General features: G+C 61.2%; 19 protein-coding genes. 11 read left to right on the top strand and 8 right to left on the bottom strand.

Annotation, left to right across the window (positions count from 1 at the left end; all coding sequences use genetic code 11):
- Positions 1-268 precede the first annotated feature (268 nt).
- Genes ACFC20_RS10520 through ACFC20_RS10505 form a run of 4 tightly spaced genes read left to right on the top strand, consistent with a single transcriptional unit; the run spans position 269 to position 3671 of the window.
- On the top strand, positions 269-1087 hold the full coding sequence (locus ACFC20_RS10520) for an SDR family oxidoreductase (RefSeq protein ID WP_375192974.1): 819 nt from the start codon (positions 269-271) through the stop codon (positions 1085-1087).
- Between the two features lie 42 nt (positions 1088-1129).
- On the top strand, positions 1130-2194 hold the full coding sequence (locus ACFC20_RS10515) for a phosphotransferase family protein (protein ID WP_375192973.1): 1065 nt from the start codon (positions 1130-1132) through the stop codon (positions 2192-2194).
- The gene (locus tag ACFC20_RS10510; protein WP_375192972.1) at positions 2194-2883 is read left to right on the top strand and encodes a histidine phosphatase family protein; all 690 of its coding nucleotides are present in this window, start codon (positions 2194-2196) and stop codon (positions 2881-2883) included. Before ACFC20_RS10515 ends, ACFC20_RS10510 begins: the two co-directional genes overlap by 1 nt.
- Before the next feature lie 17 nt (positions 2884-2900).
- Entirely contained in the window at positions 2901-3671 is a 771-nt protein-coding gene (locus ACFC20_RS10505; RefSeq protein WP_375192971.1) for an SDR family oxidoreductase, read from the top strand.
- Between the two features lie 52 nt (positions 3672-3723).
- On the opposite strand, the gene ACFC20_RS10500 is transcribed toward ACFC20_RS10505, so the two are convergent.
- Positions 3724-4602 (bottom strand): DUF6279 family lipoprotein, encoded by an 879-nt coding sequence (locus tag ACFC20_RS10500; RefSeq protein ID WP_375192970.1) that lies wholly within the window; start codon positions 4600-4602, stop codon positions 3724-3726.
- Positions 4603-4740: 138 nt separating this feature from the next.
- Here ACFC20_RS10500 and ACFC20_RS10495 point away from each other — a divergent pair, with 138 nt between their 5' ends.
- Positions 4741-5001: a DUF2798 domain-containing protein gene (locus ACFC20_RS10495; protein ID WP_375192969.1), complete on the top strand. Its 261-nt coding sequence runs from the start codon at positions 4741-4743 to the stop codon at positions 4999-5001.
- 133 nt (positions 5002-5134) lie between these two features.
- A complete protein-coding gene (locus tag ACFC20_RS10490) occupies positions 5135-6529 on the top strand; it encodes a DUF4397 domain-containing protein (protein WP_375192968.1) in 1395 nt (464 codons plus the stop codon).
- A gap of 46 nt (positions 6530-6575) precedes the next feature.
- On the opposite strand, the gene dacB is transcribed toward ACFC20_RS10490, so the two are convergent.
- Entirely contained in the window at positions 6576-8147 is a 1572-nt protein-coding gene (gene dacB, locus ACFC20_RS10485; protein ID WP_375192976.1) for a D-alanyl-D-alanine carboxypeptidase/D-alanyl-D-alanine-endopeptidase, read from the bottom strand.
- A gap of 315 nt (positions 8148-8462) precedes the next feature.
- On the opposite strand from dacB, the gene ACFC20_RS10480 reads away from it, so the two are divergent.
- The 4 genes from ACFC20_RS10480 to ACFC20_RS10465 all read left to right on the top strand — a co-directional run bounded on the left by ACFC20_RS10480 (position 8463) and on the right by ACFC20_RS10465 (position 11552).
- Positions 8463-8936, top strand: coding sequence for a hypothetical protein (locus ACFC20_RS10480; RefSeq protein ID WP_375192967.1), 474 nt, complete (start codon positions 8463-8465; stop codon positions 8934-8936).
- 38 nt (positions 8937-8974) lie between these two features.
- Positions 8975-9745, top strand: a complete 771-nt coding sequence (locus ACFC20_RS10475; RefSeq protein WP_375192966.1) for a glutathione S-transferase N-terminal domain-containing protein — start codon at positions 8975-8977, stop codon at positions 9743-9745.
- A 194-nt stretch (positions 9746-9939) separates the two neighbouring features.
- On the top strand, positions 9940-10878 hold the full coding sequence (locus ACFC20_RS10470; protein ID WP_375192965.1) for an aldo/keto reductase: 939 nt from the start codon (positions 9940-9942) through the stop codon (positions 10876-10878).
- Complete coding sequence (locus tag ACFC20_RS10465; RefSeq protein WP_375192964.1) at positions 10875-11552, top strand: hypothetical protein; 678 nt, start codon at positions 10875-10877, stop codon at positions 11550-11552. Before ACFC20_RS10470 ends, ACFC20_RS10465 begins: the two co-directional genes overlap by 4 nt.
- Here ACFC20_RS10465 and dkgB read toward each other — a convergent pair.
- Positions 11521-12330 carry a 2,5-didehydrogluconate reductase DkgB gene (gene dkgB / locus ACFC20_RS10460; RefSeq protein WP_375192963.1) on the bottom strand — a complete coding sequence of 270 codons (810 nt, stop codon included), beginning with the start codon at positions 12328-12330 and terminating at the stop codon, positions 11521-11523. The two genes, ACFC20_RS10465 and dkgB, sit on opposite strands and share 32 nt — an antisense overlap.
- 137 nt (positions 12331-12467) lie before the next feature.
- On the opposite strand from dkgB, the gene ACFC20_RS10455 reads away from it, so the two are divergent.
- A complete protein-coding gene (locus tag ACFC20_RS10455; RefSeq protein WP_375192962.1) occupies positions 12468-12881 on the top strand; it encodes a GFA family protein in 414 nt (137 codons plus the stop codon).
- On the opposite strand, the gene ACFC20_RS10450 is transcribed toward ACFC20_RS10455, so the two are convergent.
- From ACFC20_RS10450 to ACFC20_RS10430, 5 genes are all read right to left on the bottom strand, one after another.
- Positions 12875-13996 carry a PQQ-dependent sugar dehydrogenase gene (locus ACFC20_RS10450; RefSeq protein ID WP_375192961.1) on the bottom strand — a complete coding sequence of 374 codons (1122 nt, stop codon included), beginning with the start codon at positions 13994-13996 and terminating at the stop codon, positions 12875-12877. The genes ACFC20_RS10455 and ACFC20_RS10450 overlap by 7 nt on opposite strands.
- A gap of 266 nt (positions 13997-14262) precedes the next feature.
- Entirely contained in the window at positions 14263-15072 is an 810-nt protein-coding gene (locus ACFC20_RS10445) for a (2Fe-2S)-binding protein (protein WP_375192960.1), read from the bottom strand.
- Positions 15059-17089, bottom strand: coding sequence for a Fe(3+)-hydroxamate ABC transporter permease FhuB (fhuB, locus tag ACFC20_RS10440; RefSeq protein WP_375192959.1), 2031 nt, complete (start codon positions 17087-17089; stop codon positions 15059-15061). Before fhuB ends, ACFC20_RS10445 begins: the two co-directional genes overlap by 14 nt.
- Positions 17079-17960, bottom strand: coding sequence for an ABC transporter substrate-binding protein (locus ACFC20_RS10435; RefSeq protein ID WP_375192958.1), 882 nt, complete (start codon positions 17958-17960; stop codon positions 17079-17081). The genes fhuB and ACFC20_RS10435 overlap by 11 nt, the downstream gene beginning before the upstream one ends.
- A gap of 43 nt (positions 17961-18003) precedes the next feature.
- Positions 18004-18777, bottom strand: coding sequence for an ABC transporter ATP-binding protein (locus ACFC20_RS10430; RefSeq protein ID WP_375192957.1), 774 nt, complete (start codon positions 18775-18777; stop codon positions 18004-18006).
- Positions 18778-18843 lie beyond the last annotated feature (66 nt).

The following is an 18843-nucleotide window of genomic DNA, read 5'->3' as shown; positions in this document are numbered from 1 at the left end:
TGGGCTCCGCCTCCCTTGGCTCCGCACATTTTCATACGCCCAGCCCCGCCCGCTCATCCGAACAATCGGATTGGATCCAGAACAGATTACACCAAGGCTTGGGAGCTGATGCCGGTTAGCGCTCTCCAAAACCTTGCGGAGCCATGGATGGCGGAGCAGAGCGTACATGGATGTATTCACAGCGTGTTTTGGAGAGCGCTAACCGGTAGCAGCTCTTCCCCCGAACGTGACAAAAACAGAGCGCGAACTTGAACGGAGAGAACCACACATGACACAGCGAGTATTCATAACCGGCGGGGCCAGTGGTCTTGGTCGGGCGATTGCACTGCGGTATGCCAAAGAAGGCGCCAGGGTCTGCATCGGCGACATCAATCCGGAGCAGGGCGTCGCGGTTGAGCGGGAAATCAACGCCGCCGGCGGCGAGGGCTACTACATGGAGTGCGACGTGCGGCGCCTGACTGACTTCGAGAAAGTCCGCGATGACCTGGTCAAGAAATGGGGCGGTGTCGACGTGGTGGTGAACAACGCAGGTGTGGCTTCCGCCGGTTCCATTGAAGACACCACCATGGCCGACTGGGAGTGGATTCTCGATATCAACGTGCTGGGTGTGGTGCGCGGCTGTAAGGCGTTTACGCCGCAGTTCAAGCAGCAGGGCTCCGGGGCGTTTGTGAACGTGGCGTCCATGGCCGGGCTGATGCTGGCGCCGTTGATGGATAGCTACAATGTCACCAAGGCCGGGGTGATTGCCCTGTCCGAGACCCTGAGCCAGGAGCTGCGGGATGCCGGTATTCACGTGAGCTGCGTGTGCCCGGCGTTTTTCCAGACCAACCTGACCAGCAGCATGCGCTCGGACATTCCCGGCATCCAGCAGAACGTAAACAAGCTCATGAAGCGGTCGTCGGTAACCGCAGAAGACGTGGCCGAAGATGTGTTCCGGTCGGTGAAGGACAAGAGCTTCTGGGTATTGCCGCACGCCAAGGAGCGCCGCATGTGGATGCTCAAGCGCCACGCTCCCTGGGCGTTCGACTGGCTGATGCACCAGGAGAGCAAGCGCTGGATGAGCAAGATGGGCGGCAGCAAGGCCTGAGGGCGGCTGTCTGAGATCGACGATTCAAGAGGAGAGTCCTGAATGACCCAGATCGACCAGGCCGTGGACATCCGCGAGGGCGAGGAACTGGACACCAGCGCGGTAGACCGCTTCATGAAGCAGGCCATTCCGGATTTGCAGGGGGAGCCGGAGATCCGCCAGTATCCCGGCGGTGCTTCCAACCTGACCTATCAGGTGGATTACGGCGACCGTTCTTTTGTCCTGCGCCGGCCGCCTTTTGGCAAGATTGCCAAGTCGGCCCACGACATGCTGCGCGAGGCACGGGTGATGCAGGCCCTGAAGCCGGTCTATCCCTACGTGCCCGATATCATCGCCATCTGTGACGATCACGACGTGCTCGGCTGTGATTTCTATGTGATGGAGCGGCTGAAGGGCATTATCCTGCGCCAGGATTTCCCCAAAGGGTTTGAGCTGAGCGAGGCCGACACCCGCAAGCTGTGCCTGAACGTGATCGACAAGCTGGTGGACCTGCACCGGGTGGATGCGAGGGCGGCCGGCCTGGACAAGCTGGGCAAGGGCGAGGGTTACGTGCAGCGCCAGATCGGCGGCTGGAGTGATCGCTTCCGCAAGGCCCGCACCGATGACGTCGGCGACTTCGAGCAGGTGATGGCGTGGCTCAACGACAAGATGCCGACTGACATCGCACAGGTGGTGATCCACAACGATTTCCGCTTCGACAACGTGGTGCTCAACCCGGACAACCCGTTCGAGGTGGTGGGCGTACTGGACTGGGAAATGGCCACCATCGGCGACCCGCTGATGGATCTGGGCAACAGCCTGGCCTACTGGATCGAGGCGGACGACGAGGGCCCGTTTCAGATGCTGCGCAGGCAGCCCACGCACCGTCCGGGCATGCTCACCCGCAAGGAGGTGGTGGAGTACTACATGGAGCAGTCCGGCTTCCGGGCTGATAATTTCGATTTCTACGAGATCTACGGTCTGTTCCGGCTGGCGGTGATTATCCAGCAGATCTACTACCGCTATTACCATGGCCAGACCAAAGACAAGCGCTTCGCAGCCTTTGGCCACGCCGCCAATTACCTGGAAAAGCGCTGCCAGCGCCTGATCGCAGAGAGCAGCCTGTAATGGCCACGATCTACCTCGTGCGCCATGGCCAGGCCAGTTTTGGCAAGGAGAACTACGATCAGCTTTCGCCCAGGGGCTGGGAGCAGGGTCGGGTGCTGGGCCGCTGGCTAGCCGGCAAGGTGCAGCCAGCGGCGGTGTTCGGTGGTGATCTGGAGCGGCACCGGGAAACCGTGGAGGCCATTGCCACCGGCTACGGCAGTGCCCTGCCGGATATGCAGGTGGCGCCGGGCTTCAACGAGTTCGACCACACAGCCGTAGTGGAAAGGTATCGGCCCGAGTGGAGTGATCGCGCAGTGATGGCGCGGGACCTTCAGGCATTTCCGAAGCCGGCCAGGGCTTTTCAGGAGGCCTTTGTGCATGCCGTCCAGCGCTGGGCTTCCGGCGAGTACGACCACGACTATGACGAAAGCTGGCCCGAGTTCAAAGCCCGGGTGCTGGCCGCCTTTGGCGAGATGATCGAGTACGCCGACGGCGGCGATGTACTGGTGGCCACGTCCGGTGGGCCGATTTCGGTGATCGCCCAGTCCCTCCTCGGGCTCACCGACAGCAAGGCCCTGGCCCTGAATGAAGTCATTGCCAACACCAGCGTGTCTCGGGTGCTTTACTCGGGCTCCCGGCGCAACCTGGCCGTTTTCAACAATTACAGCCACCTGGAAGCGGAAGACCCCGCCCTGGTGACATTCCGATAGTGAATTGAGGTGAACGAATGAGCAGCAAGAACCTGTTTGATCTGACCGGCAAGGTTGCCCTGATTACCGGTGCCAGCCGTGGCATCGGCGAGAGCATCGCCCGCACCCTGGCCGAATACGGCGCCCACGTGATTGTCAGCAGCCGCAAGATCGACGGCTGTGAAGCCGTGGCCAGCAGCATCCGTGATGCTGGAGGCAGCGCCGAAGCCTATGCCTGCCACATCGGCGAAATGGATCAGATCGACAGCATCTGGGCCCACATTGAACAGACCCACGGCAAGCTGGACATCCTGGTGAATAACGCCGCCGCCAACCCCTACTTCGGGCCAGTGGAAGACACCGACCTGGGCGCGTTCAACAAGACCGTGGATGTGAACATCCGTGGCTACTTCTTCATGTGCGCCCGGGGCGCCCAGATGATGAAGAAAGCCGGTGGTGGCTCGATCGTCAACGTGGCGTCGGTGAACGGCGTGAACCCTGGCCATTACCAGGGCATTTACTCGGTCACCAAGGCCGCGGTGATTTCCATGACCAAGTCCTTCGCCATGGAACTGGGCCAACAGAAAATCCGGGTAAATGCGCTGTTGCCGGGCCTCACTGACACCAAATTCGCCAGTGCCCTGACCACCAACGACGCCATCAAAAAGCAGGCAATGGCCCACATTCCCATGAAGCGGGTGGCGGATCCGAGCGAAATGGCCGGAACCGTTCTGTATCTGGTATCCGATGCCTCCAGTTATACCACCGGCGCCTGCATCAACGCCGACGGCGGCTACCTGACGGTTTGACCAGGTCCGGTCCGGCCCGGTGGGTTTCCGCCGGCGCCGGGCCCATTCCGTATCAGGCCGGCTCGCACTCCAGTACGGCGAAGTCGTTCTTCAACTCCGTGGCCCGGTCCTGCAGGTGGGCCAGCGTGGTGGTGTCGCCGGCACGAATCAGGTCGTGGATCAAACCGGCCATGGCCGCCCGGCTTTCCGCCATCATTGCCTGGTAAGCCTGGCCTCTGGCCTGTTCGGAATTCACGATAAGCTGCCGCAGGCGTTCGCGGAAATCCGGCTGATTCCGTTCCTCGAGCAGAGTCAGCAGCGCCTGTTGCCAGTTCCTCCGTCCCTCAAGCCATATCTCGGTCTGGGCGCCCCGGTTCTCGGACCAATCCTCGACAATTTGCCGCTGCTCGGCATTCAGCGTGCCCAGCCAGCGTTCAACCCGCTCGGTGGTTCGATCGGCCCTGGCCTCGGCCGTGGCTGAGCGGGTGTCAGCAAGGTATTCCTCCTCCCGTTCCCGCTGGCCGCGTTCCATATTTCTGGCCAGTTCACGAACCTGTTCATCGCTCAGGCTTTCCAGCAGGTTGGCCGCAACCGGCGTGGTGCGTTCAAGCGTGGGCGCGACGAACCCGAACAGGCGCTCCTGATGGCGGACAACGGCAGAACGGCTGGGAACGCCCTCGGCTACGTCGGTTTGCAGCTCGCCGAGCCAATCTTGGTAACGTGGCAATTCGGCACTGCAATGCCATTGTCGGAGGTTTTCCAGATCTGCGTTCAACCGTTGCCTTTGCTGATCGGTCAGGGAGATATAGTCCTCCACCCACCAGACAATGCCCCAGTCCGCGTAGCGATAGGCGAGCTTGGTGGAACTGCACCCGGTGGTCAGAACGGCCACGAAACTAAACAGCAGACAGATTCTGGTGTGAAGGCTTCGCTGATGATTGTGGAAATCCATATCGCACCTGGCTCGGTAAAAAGGCGTATCGCTAAAAGATCGCAAGCTCATTATCATTGAGGGCCTGTCAACGCCAATATACGTGACAGACCGAACGCCAGATCCAGCCTGCAGCTTGCCTCAAGACCAGGAGACGCCATGAGCCGAATCAATTTTTCCCGTATACGCCCGTTGGTCTTCGGTTTCTACATGTCCGGCATCATGTCCCTCCTGATGTCCGGTGTGATCACCTTCATCAACACCGGTCTGGAGGATGGCTTCCTCGCCCGCTGGATTGCCGCGTTCCTTGTGGCCTGGGCCGTGGCGTTTCCGCTGGTCACTTTCATTGCGCCGCTTGCTGGCAAGCTCACAACGCTGACACTTCGCCATTTTGAAAAAGAGCGTACACCTGTGAACTGAATTGTCAAAAACTGTAAATCCGATTGTTTCGCCGTCTCGTAATTGCAGATGCGCACGATTCATGGAAAGAAATTGTGCAGGTTCGAACCAACCAAACCCTGGATTCAACCGCTGCAATTGGGGATCGGAAACAATGAAGACAAGATTGGCTCTACCAATGGTTATCGCGGGCAGCGTGCTGCTCGCTGGGTGTTTTGACGGTTCAGGTTCCACGCCTACCACCGAAGTCCGCGTCGTCCATGCCTCCTCGGACGCACCTGCTGTCAATGTGTTGGTAAACGGAGAAGTCGTCACTGAGGGGGCCGACTACAAAGAAGTGGATATCCTCCGGCCGAAAATCGGCGTGGCGTCCATCGCAGTCGATGGATTACTGCCTGACGGGGGCACGGCTCGGGTCATTGAAGCTGACGGCGTGTCGCTAAAATTCCGCACCAGCTACGATGTGATTGCTGTTGGCAAGGTGGGCGACGACACGATAGAGCCGTTGATCCTGGCCGATACCGGCGAGCGTGACAGTGCGACCTCGGTTCGGTTGCGTGTTGCACACCTCTCTCCGGAAGCACAGACTGCCGCCTCAGGCCCCGTCGATGTCTACGTAACGGCACCTGGTGCTGATCTGAGCGCGGCCGAGCCGACTGTGTCTTTCTCGTTTAAAGAAAGTGCGGGACCGCTGGAAGTGCCGGCAGGTGACTACCAGATTCGTGTGACTCCCGCAGGAACTGACACAGTTGTGTTTGACAGTGGCACAGTGCCGTTGCCCGCCGGCGCCGATCTTTTGGTTGGCGCGGTAGATAATACCGGGGCCAACAGTGATGCCAGCCCAATCAGTCTGATTGTGGTCAACGACGAAACCGTCACCGAACTCTACGATGCCGATCAGGGTGCGGGTGTTCGAGTAGTTCACGCATCTATCAGTGCACCGGATGTAGATGTTCTGGTAGACGGACAGGCTACTGCGTTTGATGACCTGACATACGGCGACGTTGCTCCCGGGACTGGTCTGAATGATCTGGCTTCAGTTGTTGCAGGTCAACGTAACGTGCAGGTAGTTGACTCAACCAACGCTTCGGCGGTCGCGATTGACGCTGACCTGGAACTTACTAACGGCCAGGGCTATACGGTCATTGCTGTTGACCAGTTGTCCGGGGGCGTCTCTGCTCTGGTCGAGGCTGAGTCGGTTCGCAGTATCGCCACCCAGGCTTCGGTACGCATCATTCATGGATCGACTCAAGCGGGCAACGTTGATGTCTACGTGCTGCCCGGGTCACAAACCTTGATCGGCAATTCCGATCCAGTCCTGACGAACGTGGCTTTCGAATCAGCTACCGATTACCTTCCAGTTGCAGCTGGCACATACAACGTTGTGGTGACCAGCGCCGGCAGTGGCACCCCGCTGATTCAGCAGAATGGTGTCGCGCTCGCGGCAGGCGGTGTCTACACCGTTATTGCACGCGACGGCAAAACCGGGGCGACCAGTCCGCTCGACGCACCGGGTTTGATTCTTTTCGGTGGAACGCCGACGCTCTGATACCGTGGCGCCAAGTCAGAAAGCCCCGGCAAGTGCCGGGGCTTTTTTATTGAATGGATGTACTGGACTCTCCGCCGGGGGCCCGCGAGATCGCAGTGCCTGTCGGTGGTCGGAAGTGCAGGGAGTAAAGAACCCGGTCCAGCACGGCCTGGCCGTTCCAGGCCGGGTCGTTGTTGACCATGCCTACCACCGCCCAGGTGGTGTGGTTGGCGTCGCGGGTAAAGCCGGCAATGGAGCGCACATTCTCCAGGTAGCCGGTTTTGATGCGTCCTTCGCCGTCCATGCCGGTGTTGCGAAGGCGGCGGGCCATGGTTCCGTCGGTGGCAATGATGGGCATTGAGGCCATCAGATCCGCTGAGTACGGGCTGTTCCAGGCGTGCTGGAGGATCCGGGCGCCCTGGCGCGCGGTGATCCGGCCGTGGCGGGTGAGGCCGGCGCCGTTGTCGATAACCATGCCTGCGGTGTCGATGCCTTTCTTTTCAAGCCAGTCGTAGATCACCCGGATACCGGCCACCCGGTCGTCGTCTTCGTCTTCCTGCCGGTTCTCCGCCCCTATGGTGAGCAGGAGTTGGCGGGCCATGACGTTGCTGCTCCATTTGTTGATGTCCCGCACCATGGTGACCAGATCCGGTGACGTGGTTTTCATGACCAGTCGCGCCTCCTCCGGTGTCTCCGCGTTCACGTGGGAGCCCGAGAGGGTAACGCCGACATCGGCCAGCACGGAGCGGATCAGCGAGGCGCTGTATCGATCCTGGGGCAGCAGCGACAGGTATGTGGTCGATCGGCATCCGCGAGGCAGTTCACCGGTCACCCTCACCGTCACCCGATTGTCATCGTGGAAGATTGGCTGCCACTCGAAGCTCCTTCGAGCGGGGCAGGGGCCTTCCGCAGTAGCAATTACCCGGTTGTCGATCACAACGTCGTTCAGGGCTGGCGTGCTCCAGGCCTGGGTGCCACGCTCGTCGGCCCGAACCTGGAAGTGCAGGAGGTTCAGGTTGGTCAGATAGGCTGACGGCTCCACCAGGAAGGGGGCGTGGGGATTGTCGCCGTTGTCCTCGAATTCCGGGAAGCCACCATCAATTTCGAAGTAGCTGCCGTCCAGTACCAGGTCGCCCTCGATACGGGTAATGCCCATGCTGCGCAATTCGCTGAGCGTGCTCCACAGCCGTTCTATCGTGAGCTTGGGATCGCCCCCGAAGCGCACGTAAAGGTTGCCCTCAAGTGTGTCGCCCACCATCACGCCGTCGGTCAGGAAATCGGTGTCCCAGTGGTGATTCGGGCCCAGGATTTCCAGGGCCGCATAGGTGGTGATGAGTTTCATGATGGAGCCGGGGCTCATCAGCGCGTCGGCATTGATGTACTGCTCGATGCCCGGACCGTTGAGGGGAATGGCCGCCACGCTCATGGCTTCGTCACTCTGTAGGGACTCAAGAGCGTACGACCGCACCTGGTTGCTCCAAAGGCTCTTGCCGGAGTAGCCGGATTCGGCTTCGTCGGCCGCCGCTGCCGACGGCAGCACCAGCATGGCGACGGCGGCGCTCAGGGCAATCGCAAAGCGTCCCCGTTCGCTGGCTGGTTTTCCTGCACTGCCAGAGTGTCGCAACCCCGGAATTATCATAGCGGCCATCCGATGAAATCGTTATGCCTGAACAATAGCCTATCCTGGCGGTTTGTACTATGCAGAAAACCTCTACATGACGTTAAAAAATGGCAGTAGTGTCGTTGTTTGTATTGGATTTTTGTGACGCACTGTAAGCACCCTTAGGAATCATGGGGTTAGGTGGACAAAGTGTAACGTTTCGGATGTCAATGACTTTGGCGGGCGGATTTTTGCCCGATTTGCCGGCATTTGAGTCATGGATTCTGACAGCAAATCGGCGTTTCCTTACAAGTGGGTCACCGGCAATCGCAACAACAAAAAAGGAACGACACCATGATCGGAATACCATTGGGCCTGTTCACCGCCAATGCGGTGGAATGGGTGTTTCACAAGCATGTGTTGCACAATAGGGGACGGAACCGCGAGAGCTTCTGGTCGTTCCACTGGCATGATCACCATCGCAACGTGCGCCGTAACGGGTTCCTGGATGAGGATTACCGGGATGCCCCTATCGCCTGGAATGCGCAGACCAAGGAAGTCGCTGCGCTGGTAGCCGGTGCCGCGGCGGTCACGCCATTGTTACCCGTAGCGCCATTTTTCGTGGGCACGCTCTATTACAGCGCGTGGAATTATTACCGCGTACACAAGCGCTCCCATCTGGATCCGGAGTGGGCCAGGCAACATCTGCCCTGGCACTACGATCACCACATGGGGCCGAACCCGAATGCCAACTGGTGTGTCACCCGGCCCTGGTTTGACCATATCATGGGCACCCGCGAACCCATGGAAAACCGACAGATTGCGTGAACTCGACGCAATTCCAATCCCCAACAGAAGGTCGTTCAATGTCCAACATGCTTTCTCACAATGTACAGGTTCTCGGCTCGGTCGCCACGTCGTCGCTCACCGCGTGGCGTGGGTGCCTGGTGGTCAGGCCGGTGCCTCAGCCGGACAAGCCGATCGTGCTCTACGACATGGAGGGTTGCCCGTACTGCCGCCGGGTTCGTGAGGCACTTACCGCCCTGAATCTGGATGTGGAGATCCGACCCTGCCCGAAAGGCGGCACGGTGTTCCGGGCCCAGGCCGAGGCCCTGGGTGGTCGCCAGCAGTTCCCGTTGTTGGCGGATCAGAATACCGGCACCGTGATGTATGAATCGGAGGAGATCATTGAGTATTTGTTCCGGCAATACGCCGGGCGGTCTGTGCCGACCTACTACCGTCGCCGGGTCTGGCAGCCGGTTCTGGGGTCCTTTGCGTCGGTGGCCAGTGCCATGAGGGGCCTGCGGGTGAGTCCGGGCAAGCGGCCAGAGCAACCCTTGCATCTTTGGAGTTTCGAGGGCAGTCCGTTCTCCCGTCTGGTCCGGGAGCGGCTGTGTGAGCTGGAGATTCCCTGCACCCTGCACAATCTGGGCAAGGAGCACTGGACGGAGATCGGGCCGGCCAAACAGCGCATCAAGCCGGGGCCTTATAAGCCGATTCCTGGCGGCAAACGGGATGCGTTCTTCCAGAAGCATCAGCGGGTGCAGGTGCCGTATCTGGAGGATCCCAATACCGGGCAGGGCCTGTTTGAGTCGTCCCGGATTCTCAGGTATCTGGATTCTGAGTACGGGAACTGAGTGCCTTGTAAGACTGTCATCCCCGCAGTAGTCGCGCGGCCGGTGAATCCCTTTTCCAGACACGCCGTAAATACGTCCATGTAGGCTCGGTCGGGCCATCCATGGCCCTCCACGGTCTGGAAAAGGGATTCACCGTCCACGCGAATCGGGCCTTATGCCAGTCGCACTGAACCTTCTGACAAGGGGGAGAAACTATGGCAAGTCGGTTTTCTCGAAGACGGTTTCTTGTTGGTTCCGGGCTGCTGGGTCTGACATTGGCGTCACCTCGACTGTTGGCAAGCGACACTACCAATCTTTCATCTCCCTCTCCCATCATCCGCCAGATTCCGGGCACCTCCGAAACCATTCCTGCCATTGGCATGGGCACCTGGATCACCTTCAACGTTGGCGGTGATCAGCAGTTGATTGCGCAGCGTACCGAGGTTCTGAAAACCTTTTTCGAGCTGGGTGGTACCATGGTGGACAGCTCGCCCATGTATGGCAGCTCTCCGGATGTGCTGGGTAAGGCGCTGGATGCCCTCGATGCCCATGACCGCGTGTTTTCGGCCACCAAGATCTGGACCGGCGATGAATCGGAAACCCGCGAGGAGGCCGCCCGGTCGGAGCGGCGCTGGGGGGGCGATCGGTTCGATCTGTTGCAGGTGCATAATCTTCTGGGCTGGCAAGGGCATCTGGAAACCCTGAAGCAGATGAAGGCGGAGGGCGAGGTACGCTACATCGGCATTACTACCTCCCACGGTCGGCGGCATCGGGAATTTGAGCAGATCATGGAGCGTGAGCCGCTCGATTTCGTGCAGTTGACCTACAACGTGCTGGACCGTGAGGCCGAAGAGCGGTTGCTGCCGTTGGCCGCCGAGCGAGGTATCGGGGTGATTGTGAACCGGCCCTTCCAGGGCGGGTCGCTGTTTCGCCGGTTTCAGTCGGAGCCGTTGCCGGATTGGGCAGAGGAAGTTGGTGCGCGTAACTGGGCGGAGTTTTTCCTCAAGTTCACCATTGCGCATCCGGCGGTCACCTGCGCCATTCCCGCCACCAGCCAGGTGGAGCACATGCGCGAGAATATGGGCGCTCTCTACGGTATTTTGCCCGACAGCCGGCAGCGCCAGCGCATGGCGGATTACGTGAGGTCGCTGTGAGCGGCGCAGACTGGCTCAGTTACTCCCTGCAGGATTTCGTGATGTTCGGGCCGCAGGTTTTCCTGCGGCTGTTTGTCCGTATCAACGACGATCTCTGGCCATGGCAGCTCCTGGGCCTGGCGGCCTCGCTGCTGATTCCGTTTCTGGTGGTCAGCAATCACTTACGTCGCCGGAAGCTGGGTCTTTTCCTGATTGGGCTGGCCTGGATGAGCAGCGGCTTCAGTTTTCTGGTGGGCTATTTTGGCCCCATTAACTGGCCAGCCACCTGGTTCGGGTGGACGTTTGTGGGGCAGGGCGCTTTTCTGCTGTTAGCTGTTTTGCGAAGTGCGCTACCTTCCCGACCGGTGTCGCGGCCCCAATTGTTCATACTTTGGTTCCTGGCGGTACTGGCTTTGCCCTGGCCGGTGGTTGGCGAGTCAGGAAGCTGGCAGTCGGTCGCGGTTTTCGGCGTAGGGCCCTGGGTAACGGCCGCGGCGGGTGCGTTGGCAGTCCCGCTGCTTGCCAGCGCCTGGCGCTGGCTGTACCTGATCATTCCCCTGGTCTGGGCGCTGGCCAGTGGCGCCATGTTCTGGGCGCTCGCCATGCCCTGGCTACTGGCGCTGCCAGCGGCAACCCTGATGCTGCTGGCAGCGGGTCTATGGCTCAGTCCCAGGCCGGCGCAAAATCAGGGTTAGCGATCCTGTCATTGCGGTCAAGGGCGTCAATCGCCGCGATTTCCTCGTCGCTCAGTTTTATTTTCAGGGCATCCAGGTTGGCTTTCTGGTGCTCTGATCGGGTTGACGAGGGGATGGGCACCACACCCCGGGAAACCACCCAGGCAATGGCAATCTGAGCCGGTGTGGCGTTGCGCTCCCGGGCAATCCGCTGGAGGGTTTCGTCTTCCATCACCTTGCCAACGGCCAGCGGCATGTAACCGGTCACCTGGATGCCCAGTTTGCGGGCATGCTCTACCACCTTGCGATTGGCCAGGAACGGATGCACTTCCACCTGGTTGGTGAAGATAGGCGTGTCGCCCAGAATCTCCCGGGCCTGATCCATCTGGGCGCAGGTGAAGTTGGATACGCCGATGTGGTCGGTCAGGCCTTCCCTTCGGGCGTCTCGAAGAGCATTGAGGTATTCGGCCATGGGCACTTCGTCGCCCGGCGAGGGCCAGTGGATAAGTGCCAGATCCACGTGGTCGGTCTTCAGTCTGGCCAGGCTGTCGTGCAGGCTGTTTATCAGATCGCTGGCGTGCAGCTGGTCGAACCAGATCTTGGTGGTGAGGAAAATCTCGCGTCGGGGAATGCCGCTGGAGGTGATGCCATCACCCACTTCCGCTTCGTTTTCATACATCTGGGCAGTGTCTATGTGACGATAACCCAGAGACAGGGCGCTTTTTACCGCGTCACGGGCGTCGTTCCCCTTGAGGCGGAACGTGCCCATTCCTATTTTGGGAAGGTCGCTGAATGACATGGTGTCCTCCTTTGCAAAGAATGGCGAGTCGGCCATGTGGACTGAGTGTAAAGTGGTGCCACTGCTCTGGTTCTTCAAGTGCCCGGCCGGTATCATCGGCGCCGGACTTTCACAACCGCGAGTACGAGAGGGCTTCCATGTATACCGGCGAATGCCTCTGTGGCGATATCCGTTTCGAATACGACGGTCCGCTGGGCCCGGTGGCGCTCTGCCATTGCAGTCAGTGCCGGCGCGCCCATGGCAGTGCCTTTTCTGCCAGTGCCCCGGTGCAGAAGGTACGGTTCCGCTTTGTTTCCGGTGAAGATCGGCTATCGGAGTTCGAATCGCGGCCCGGAAAATATCGCGGTTTCTGCAGCCGCTGTGGCAGCCAGCTGTACAGCCGGGTCGACGCCATTCCCGGCATTCTGCGGCTGCGGGTCGGCTGCATTAATGAGCCACTCGAACGGGGCCCCGCACAGCACGTCTATGTCGGTTCGAAAGCCGACTGGTTCGAGATCACCGACAACCTGCCGCAGTTCGAAAAAACCGAGCGAACCAACGACCCTCACTGAGCCGGCAGCATCCGGTACACCTTGCCCCGGGGAGAATCCGTCAGCAGCCACAGGGCGCCTTCCGGGCCCATGCGCACATCCCGTATCCGCTCGCCAAGGTCGGTCAGCATGTCCTCTTCCTCGACCACCTGGCCGTCCCGGATGCTCAACCGCACCAGCTTTCGCATCTTGAGAGCGCCGACAAACAGATCCCCGCGCCACATTGGAAACAGGTCGCCGGTGTAGAACGCCATGCCGGAGGGAGCAATCGACGGGTCCCAGTAGTGCAGTGGTTGGGCCATACCGGGCCTGGCGGTGTCATCGGTGATCGGCAGGCCGGAATAGTCGATGCCGTAGGTAATTTCCGGCCAGCCGTAGTTGGTGCCCGCCTTGAGGATGTTGATCTCGTCGCCACCTCTGGGGCCGTGCTCGTGGGTCCATATCGCGCCGGTGTCCGGGTGGATGGTCATGCCCTGGATATTGCGGTTGCCGTAGGTGAACAGGGTATCCTGCGCACCCGCCTTATCGAGAAACGGATTGCCCGGGGCCGGCGCGCCGGTGGTGGTGATGCGATGCACACCACCGGCGTCGTCGTTCAGGTCCTGGGCGCGGTCCATGTCCCCCCGGTCGCCCACGGACACGTAGAGGTTGCCGTCGCGGTCGAATTCCATGCGCCCGGCGAAGTGCCGGCTTGTTCCGGAGCGCGGCAGAGCCTCGAAGATAACCTCGACATCCTTCAGCCGGTTGCCGTTAAGGTTGGCCCGGGCAACCCGGGTGGTCATGCCCTCCCGGGTGCGGTGGGCATAGCTGAGAAACAGGGTGCTGTTGCGCTCGAATTGCGGATGGAGCAGCACGTCCAGTAACCCGCCCTGGCCGGCAACCACCAGTTCCGGCAAGCCCTCAATCGGAGCTTCCAGCAGCGAACCGTTGCGAATAAGCCTCAATCGGCCCTCACGTTCAGTCACCAGCTTGTCGCCGTTCGGCAGAAAAGCGAGGCTCCAGGGGTGCGCCAGGTTGTCGGCCACAGTCTCCAGCCTGAAATCGGCCTTTTCAGACGAAAATTGCATGTCTGCCCTGGCTGCCATGGTGGCGAGAACCAGTAGGCTGGTAAACAGTAGATTGGGGATAACGCGCATGGGAACCTCCGTTTCTGGGGTCACCGGACACCGGAATGATACCTGAGGATAGCAGCTGATGGCGGCTCTGCCGCTCGTCAGTTGCACCGAGTATATAGGTGGGCGATGTCAGCCTGGATCATTGACTCTACATTGCAAATGAGAATCAGTTCTATTAGTGTATGGGCATTGTCCACGTCAGGGAGAAAACAGCATGGTGCCAGAGCAGGAGCTTATCGAGGGACTGAAACTTGCTGCCAGTGCCGGCGCGTTGATCGGGGTTCTGGTTATCGGTGCTGTACTTGCGTCGACGATTGGCGGCTGAGTTCGCCAAGTCGCTGTTTGCGGTAAATACCGCAGGTGCCGCAATAACCCCCGCCCGGTAGCAGGTACTTCAGGCAGCAGCCTTTACGCTGGGGAATGGCTGTTTGCTGATCGCCGAATACGGCCGGGATCCAGTCAATAAAACGGTTGGCATCGTTCCGGAATATGGTCAGCCAGGCCTGGGCCAGTGCGCACAGGGATTCCGGATCTGCCAGGTTCCACACCGCTGAGAAAGGCGCCCCCAGCCCCAGCCCGACACTGCTCCAGTAAGCGCCGGGACTTACGCCGAGGTCTTGTCGAAAGACCGGATACCAATCCGCGGTCATCCTGTCAACAGAGTTTATGAAGGTTGCTTCATCGACCAGTGGCTCCCCCGGCACCTGAAACCAGCGCCCGGTCGAACTCTCGTGGGCGCTATCGATCGGCGCCAGGAAAATTCGGTCGGGGTTTGGCAGTGGTGCGGCCCCGTTCCGGAACAATCTCAGGGTAAGGGGCGCGATCACGCTCAGGGCGAGATCCTGCTGTAATACCGAGGCGTGGGCCCGCAGGGCCTGGCGACCGTTGTTCTCCGGGTAGTCGTGGATGACCTGGCGGGTGAGGATGTCTGGTTGTTGCAGGCACTGGGCCAGAGAAAACAGGCCCCGGCGTTCGCCCGGGGCCGGCTGAAGGGCACCATCGAGAATGGTCCGGGCGTCCAGCCCTGATTCTGCCAGAAGCACCTCGTAGCGCTCCGACCAGCGGCCGTCCACTGAGATCGGTTCAGGCACGGCCATGACGGCTCAGCCCCCAGAGAAAATAGAGCCCGCCAACCAGAGCCGCCAGCAGGCCCGCTGGCAACTGGTTCGGGTAGATGACGGTTCGGGCCACGTAGTCGGCGACACCGAGAAGCAACCCTCCGGCCAGCGCCGCCACCAGCAGTTGGCGGCCCACGGTCTGCTGGCCGAGAACACGGGCCAGGTGGGGCGCTATCAGTCCCACAAAGCTGAGTGGACCGATCACCACGGTGGCCGCGCCGGTCAGCAGCGCCGCCAGCAGTAACAGCGCAAGTCGGGCCCTGGGAACCGGCAGCCCGAGTGCGGAGGCCGATGTTTCTCCCAGGGGCAGCAACGTCAGTGGCCGGATGATCAGAACGAGCAGGGTGGCGATCAGAAGGATCAGGGCCATCAGCCCCAGGGCCTCGGATTCCGAGATCAGCCAGGTGGAGCCATACATCCAGTTAAGCAGTCGGGAGGCTACTGTGCCGCCTGACGCCATGACGAGGCGCAGGCCGGCATCCATGAACACGTACAGCGCCAGTCCGCCGAGCAACAGCTGGTTGCCGGCAAAACGGTGCTTGCGGGCCAGCAGCAACAGCAGCGCCAGTGCCCCGGCGGCGCCAGCGGTGGCCGCGCCAATCTGGCCGGCACGACCAATATCGGCCCCGATAAGCACCGTAATGACCATCACCACGGCGGCGCCACCGCTGATGCCGAGCATTTCCGGGCTCGCCATGGGGTTGCCGGTCATACGCTGGATCAGGGTGCCGGCCAGACCCAGGGCGACACCGGCCAGTACTGCGGCCAGCAGACGTGGGCCGCGCCAGACCCAGGCCTCCCCCCATTGCGACGGGGCGGTCCAGTTCCAGCCTTCCAGGCCCGGCGACCAGGCCATGGAAATGGCCATGGTCAGCAGGAGACACGAGGCAAGCACCCCGCCGATGACCAGGGTCGAACGGCGGGCGGGCAGAAAGCCAGCCGGTCCGTCTCCCTGACCGGGCATGTGGTGAGTGTTCTTGACGTTCTGCAGGGCCAGAAGAATGATCGGCCCGCCAATAAGAGCAGTGGCGGTACCGGTGGGCACCAGCGAGCCATTGCCCCAGGTGGAGGCCCAATGGGCCAGGGTATCGGCCAGCAACAGCAGGCCTGCGCCCAGGACACTGCTCCAGGCCAGTCGGGCCACCAGTGTACGGGCGCCCAGCAATCTGGCCAGAACCGGCGCTGCCAGGCCTACGAAGGCCACAACGCCGACCCGGCTGACCACGGTGGCGCTCATCAGCACCACCAGCAACAGGGCCAGCAAACGGATCATGCCAACCCGGGCGCCCAGCGAGCTGGCCGAACTCTGGCCCAGCTGCAGGATCTGAAGCGGGCGCATCAGGGCGATCATCAGGGCCCCCAATACCAGCACCCTGGGCCAGAGGTCCATGAACGGTTGCCAGTTGTTCTGCACCAGGGAACCGGCCCCCCAGATGAACAGGTTGCCCAGCCATTCGCCCTTGAGCAGCAGGAATGCCATGTTCACGGCGCCCAGGAAAAAGGTGATGACCAGCCCCGCCAGAATCACCGACACCGGCGAGAATCCAAGCCGCCAGGTGAGGGCGATCACCAGACCGATAGCCAGGAGTCCGCCAGCCACCGCTACAAGGTCTGGACTGAAGGCGAGCAGTCCGGGAAAGAACAGGGTGGCCAGGGTAACCCCGAACTGGCCCCCCGCTTCTACCCCCAGTGTTGTGGGCGAGGCAAGAGGATTGCCGAGAATCTGCTGCGTTACCGCACCGGCCAGGCCAAGACCGAAGCCGATCAGAATGGCAATGGCTACTCGCGGGGCCCAGCTGTAGTGGGCCAGTACCGAGGGGTAGTAGTTGGCGTCGAAAGTCCAGAACGCAGCCATGAGAGCGGCCGGGTCCAGATCCCCGAACCATGGGGCGGCGCTGGCCAGAAGAGCCCCGAGCCAGATGAGGGCGGCGGCGACCGGCAGCCTGGCTGGCAGAGCCGGTGCCCGGGCGGGGGTTGCCGTGGAGTCAGCGTACATTGCCAGAACCTCCCTGCAACAGGCTGTCGGCGAGCATAACGGCCAGCCGTTTTACCGGATACACGCCACCAAAGGGCCACACCGCGTCAAGCTGATAGACCTGTTCCCGCTCCACTGCAGGGAGGTAGGTCCAGAACGGGCTTTCGGCCAGCGTGGCCGACAGGCCCGGCGGAGTCGGGGAGATGGCGACGATGCGGCTTTGTTCATAAGGCGCAAGTGCCTCCAGGCCAATCACTGAAAAGCCCCAGTAGTTGCCTTCGTTAGGCCAGGCATTTTCCAGGCCCAGGGCGTTAAGGGTGCTCTGGTACAGTCCGTTGGACGTGTAGATCCGAACATGGCGGGCATCCAGGAAATTCACCAGCGCCACTGGCCGCTCGGTCAGGCCGGCCTGCTCAAGCCGGGCGCGCTGGGTGGCCAGGGTCTGTTCGATGTCTGCCAGTACAGCCCGGGCCTGCTCTTCCCGGTCCAGCATGTCGGCGAGCGTGGTCAGCATGTCCCGGGCCTTGGCAAACGGGCGGGAGCCGGGTTTGTAAACGCTCACCACGTAGGTCGGGGCAATCCGCTCCAGCAGGTTGGCGGCCGGCGCCATTTCCGAGCTGGTTACGATCAGGTCCGGTTCAAGTTGCGCAATGGCTTCGAGGCTGGGAGCTACCCGGGTGCCCACGTTGGCCACTCCCTCCGGCAGCTCGGGTTTGCCCACCCATACCTCGTAGCCATCGCGATCGGCCACGCCCACGGGCGTTACACCGAGTAGTAGCAGGGCCTCGGTGGCTGCCCAGTTGAGGGCAATAATCCGCTTGGGAGGCTGCTCCAGGGTGAGGGTACCCTGTTCGTGTTGCCAGCTGGCTGCGCTCGCCAACAGAGGTAACATGCTGAACAGCAGCGCAGTGCAGAGCCAGAAAATCCGCTTATACCTAGTGCACATAGGAAACCCACTGCCCCGGAGCACGCTCCATGACACCCATGGGCACACCGTAAATGGATTCGAGCACGCCCGAATCCATGATTTCCCCGGGCGTGCCATCGGCCACCAGTTGGCCGGATTTAAGGGCGACCAGGCGGTCACAGAATCGCGCGGCCAGGTCCACGTCGTGAAGTACCACAATCACTGTCAGCTCCCTGACCTCGGCAAGCCTGTGCACCAGGCGAAGGGTTTCCACCTGGTGCTTCACATCCAGTGCGGAGATCGGCTCGTCCAGCAGCAGGCAGCGGGTCTGCTGGGCCAGCAGCATGGCTATCCAGGCGCGTTGGCGTTCGCCGCCAGAGAGGGTATCCACCGAGCGGTGCCGGAATGCTCGCAGGCCGGTGTCTTCGATGGCCTGATCAATCAGCCCATGATCCTCATCGGTGTAGCGCCCCAGCGGGCCGCGCCAGGGATACCGGCCAAGGGCCACCAGTTCGCGAACGGTCAGTCCGTCGGTGGCGGGCGGGTGCTGGGGCAGGTAACCCACATGACGGGCAAACTCCCGGGCACCGGTGGCGGTGTAGGGGCGGCCCAGCAACTGTACGGTGCCGGCACTGGGTGAGAGCTGGCGCGCCAGCACTTTCAGGAGCGTGGATTTGCCCGAACCGTTGTGGCCCAGCAGCGCGGTTACTTCGCCCTCAAGAAAGCCCAGGTTGAGTTGGCGCAGAATGGCCGTGCCGCCAATGTGGACATCGAGGTTCGAAACGTCGAGAAAGACAGACATGCAGGCTCCCGGAAGTACTACAGAGGGCCTGCAGGATAGTCTAAATGCGAATCACTATCAATATTT

It is taken from the genome of Marinobacter sp. (genome assembly GCF_041984545.1).
In the GTDB taxonomy this organism is placed as follows: Bacteria; Pseudomonadota; Gammaproteobacteria; order Pseudomonadales; family Oleiphilaceae; genus Marinobacter.
The sequence above is the reverse complement of the archived record's forward strand: the minus strand, read 5'-3'. Positions and strand labels throughout refer to the sequence as shown.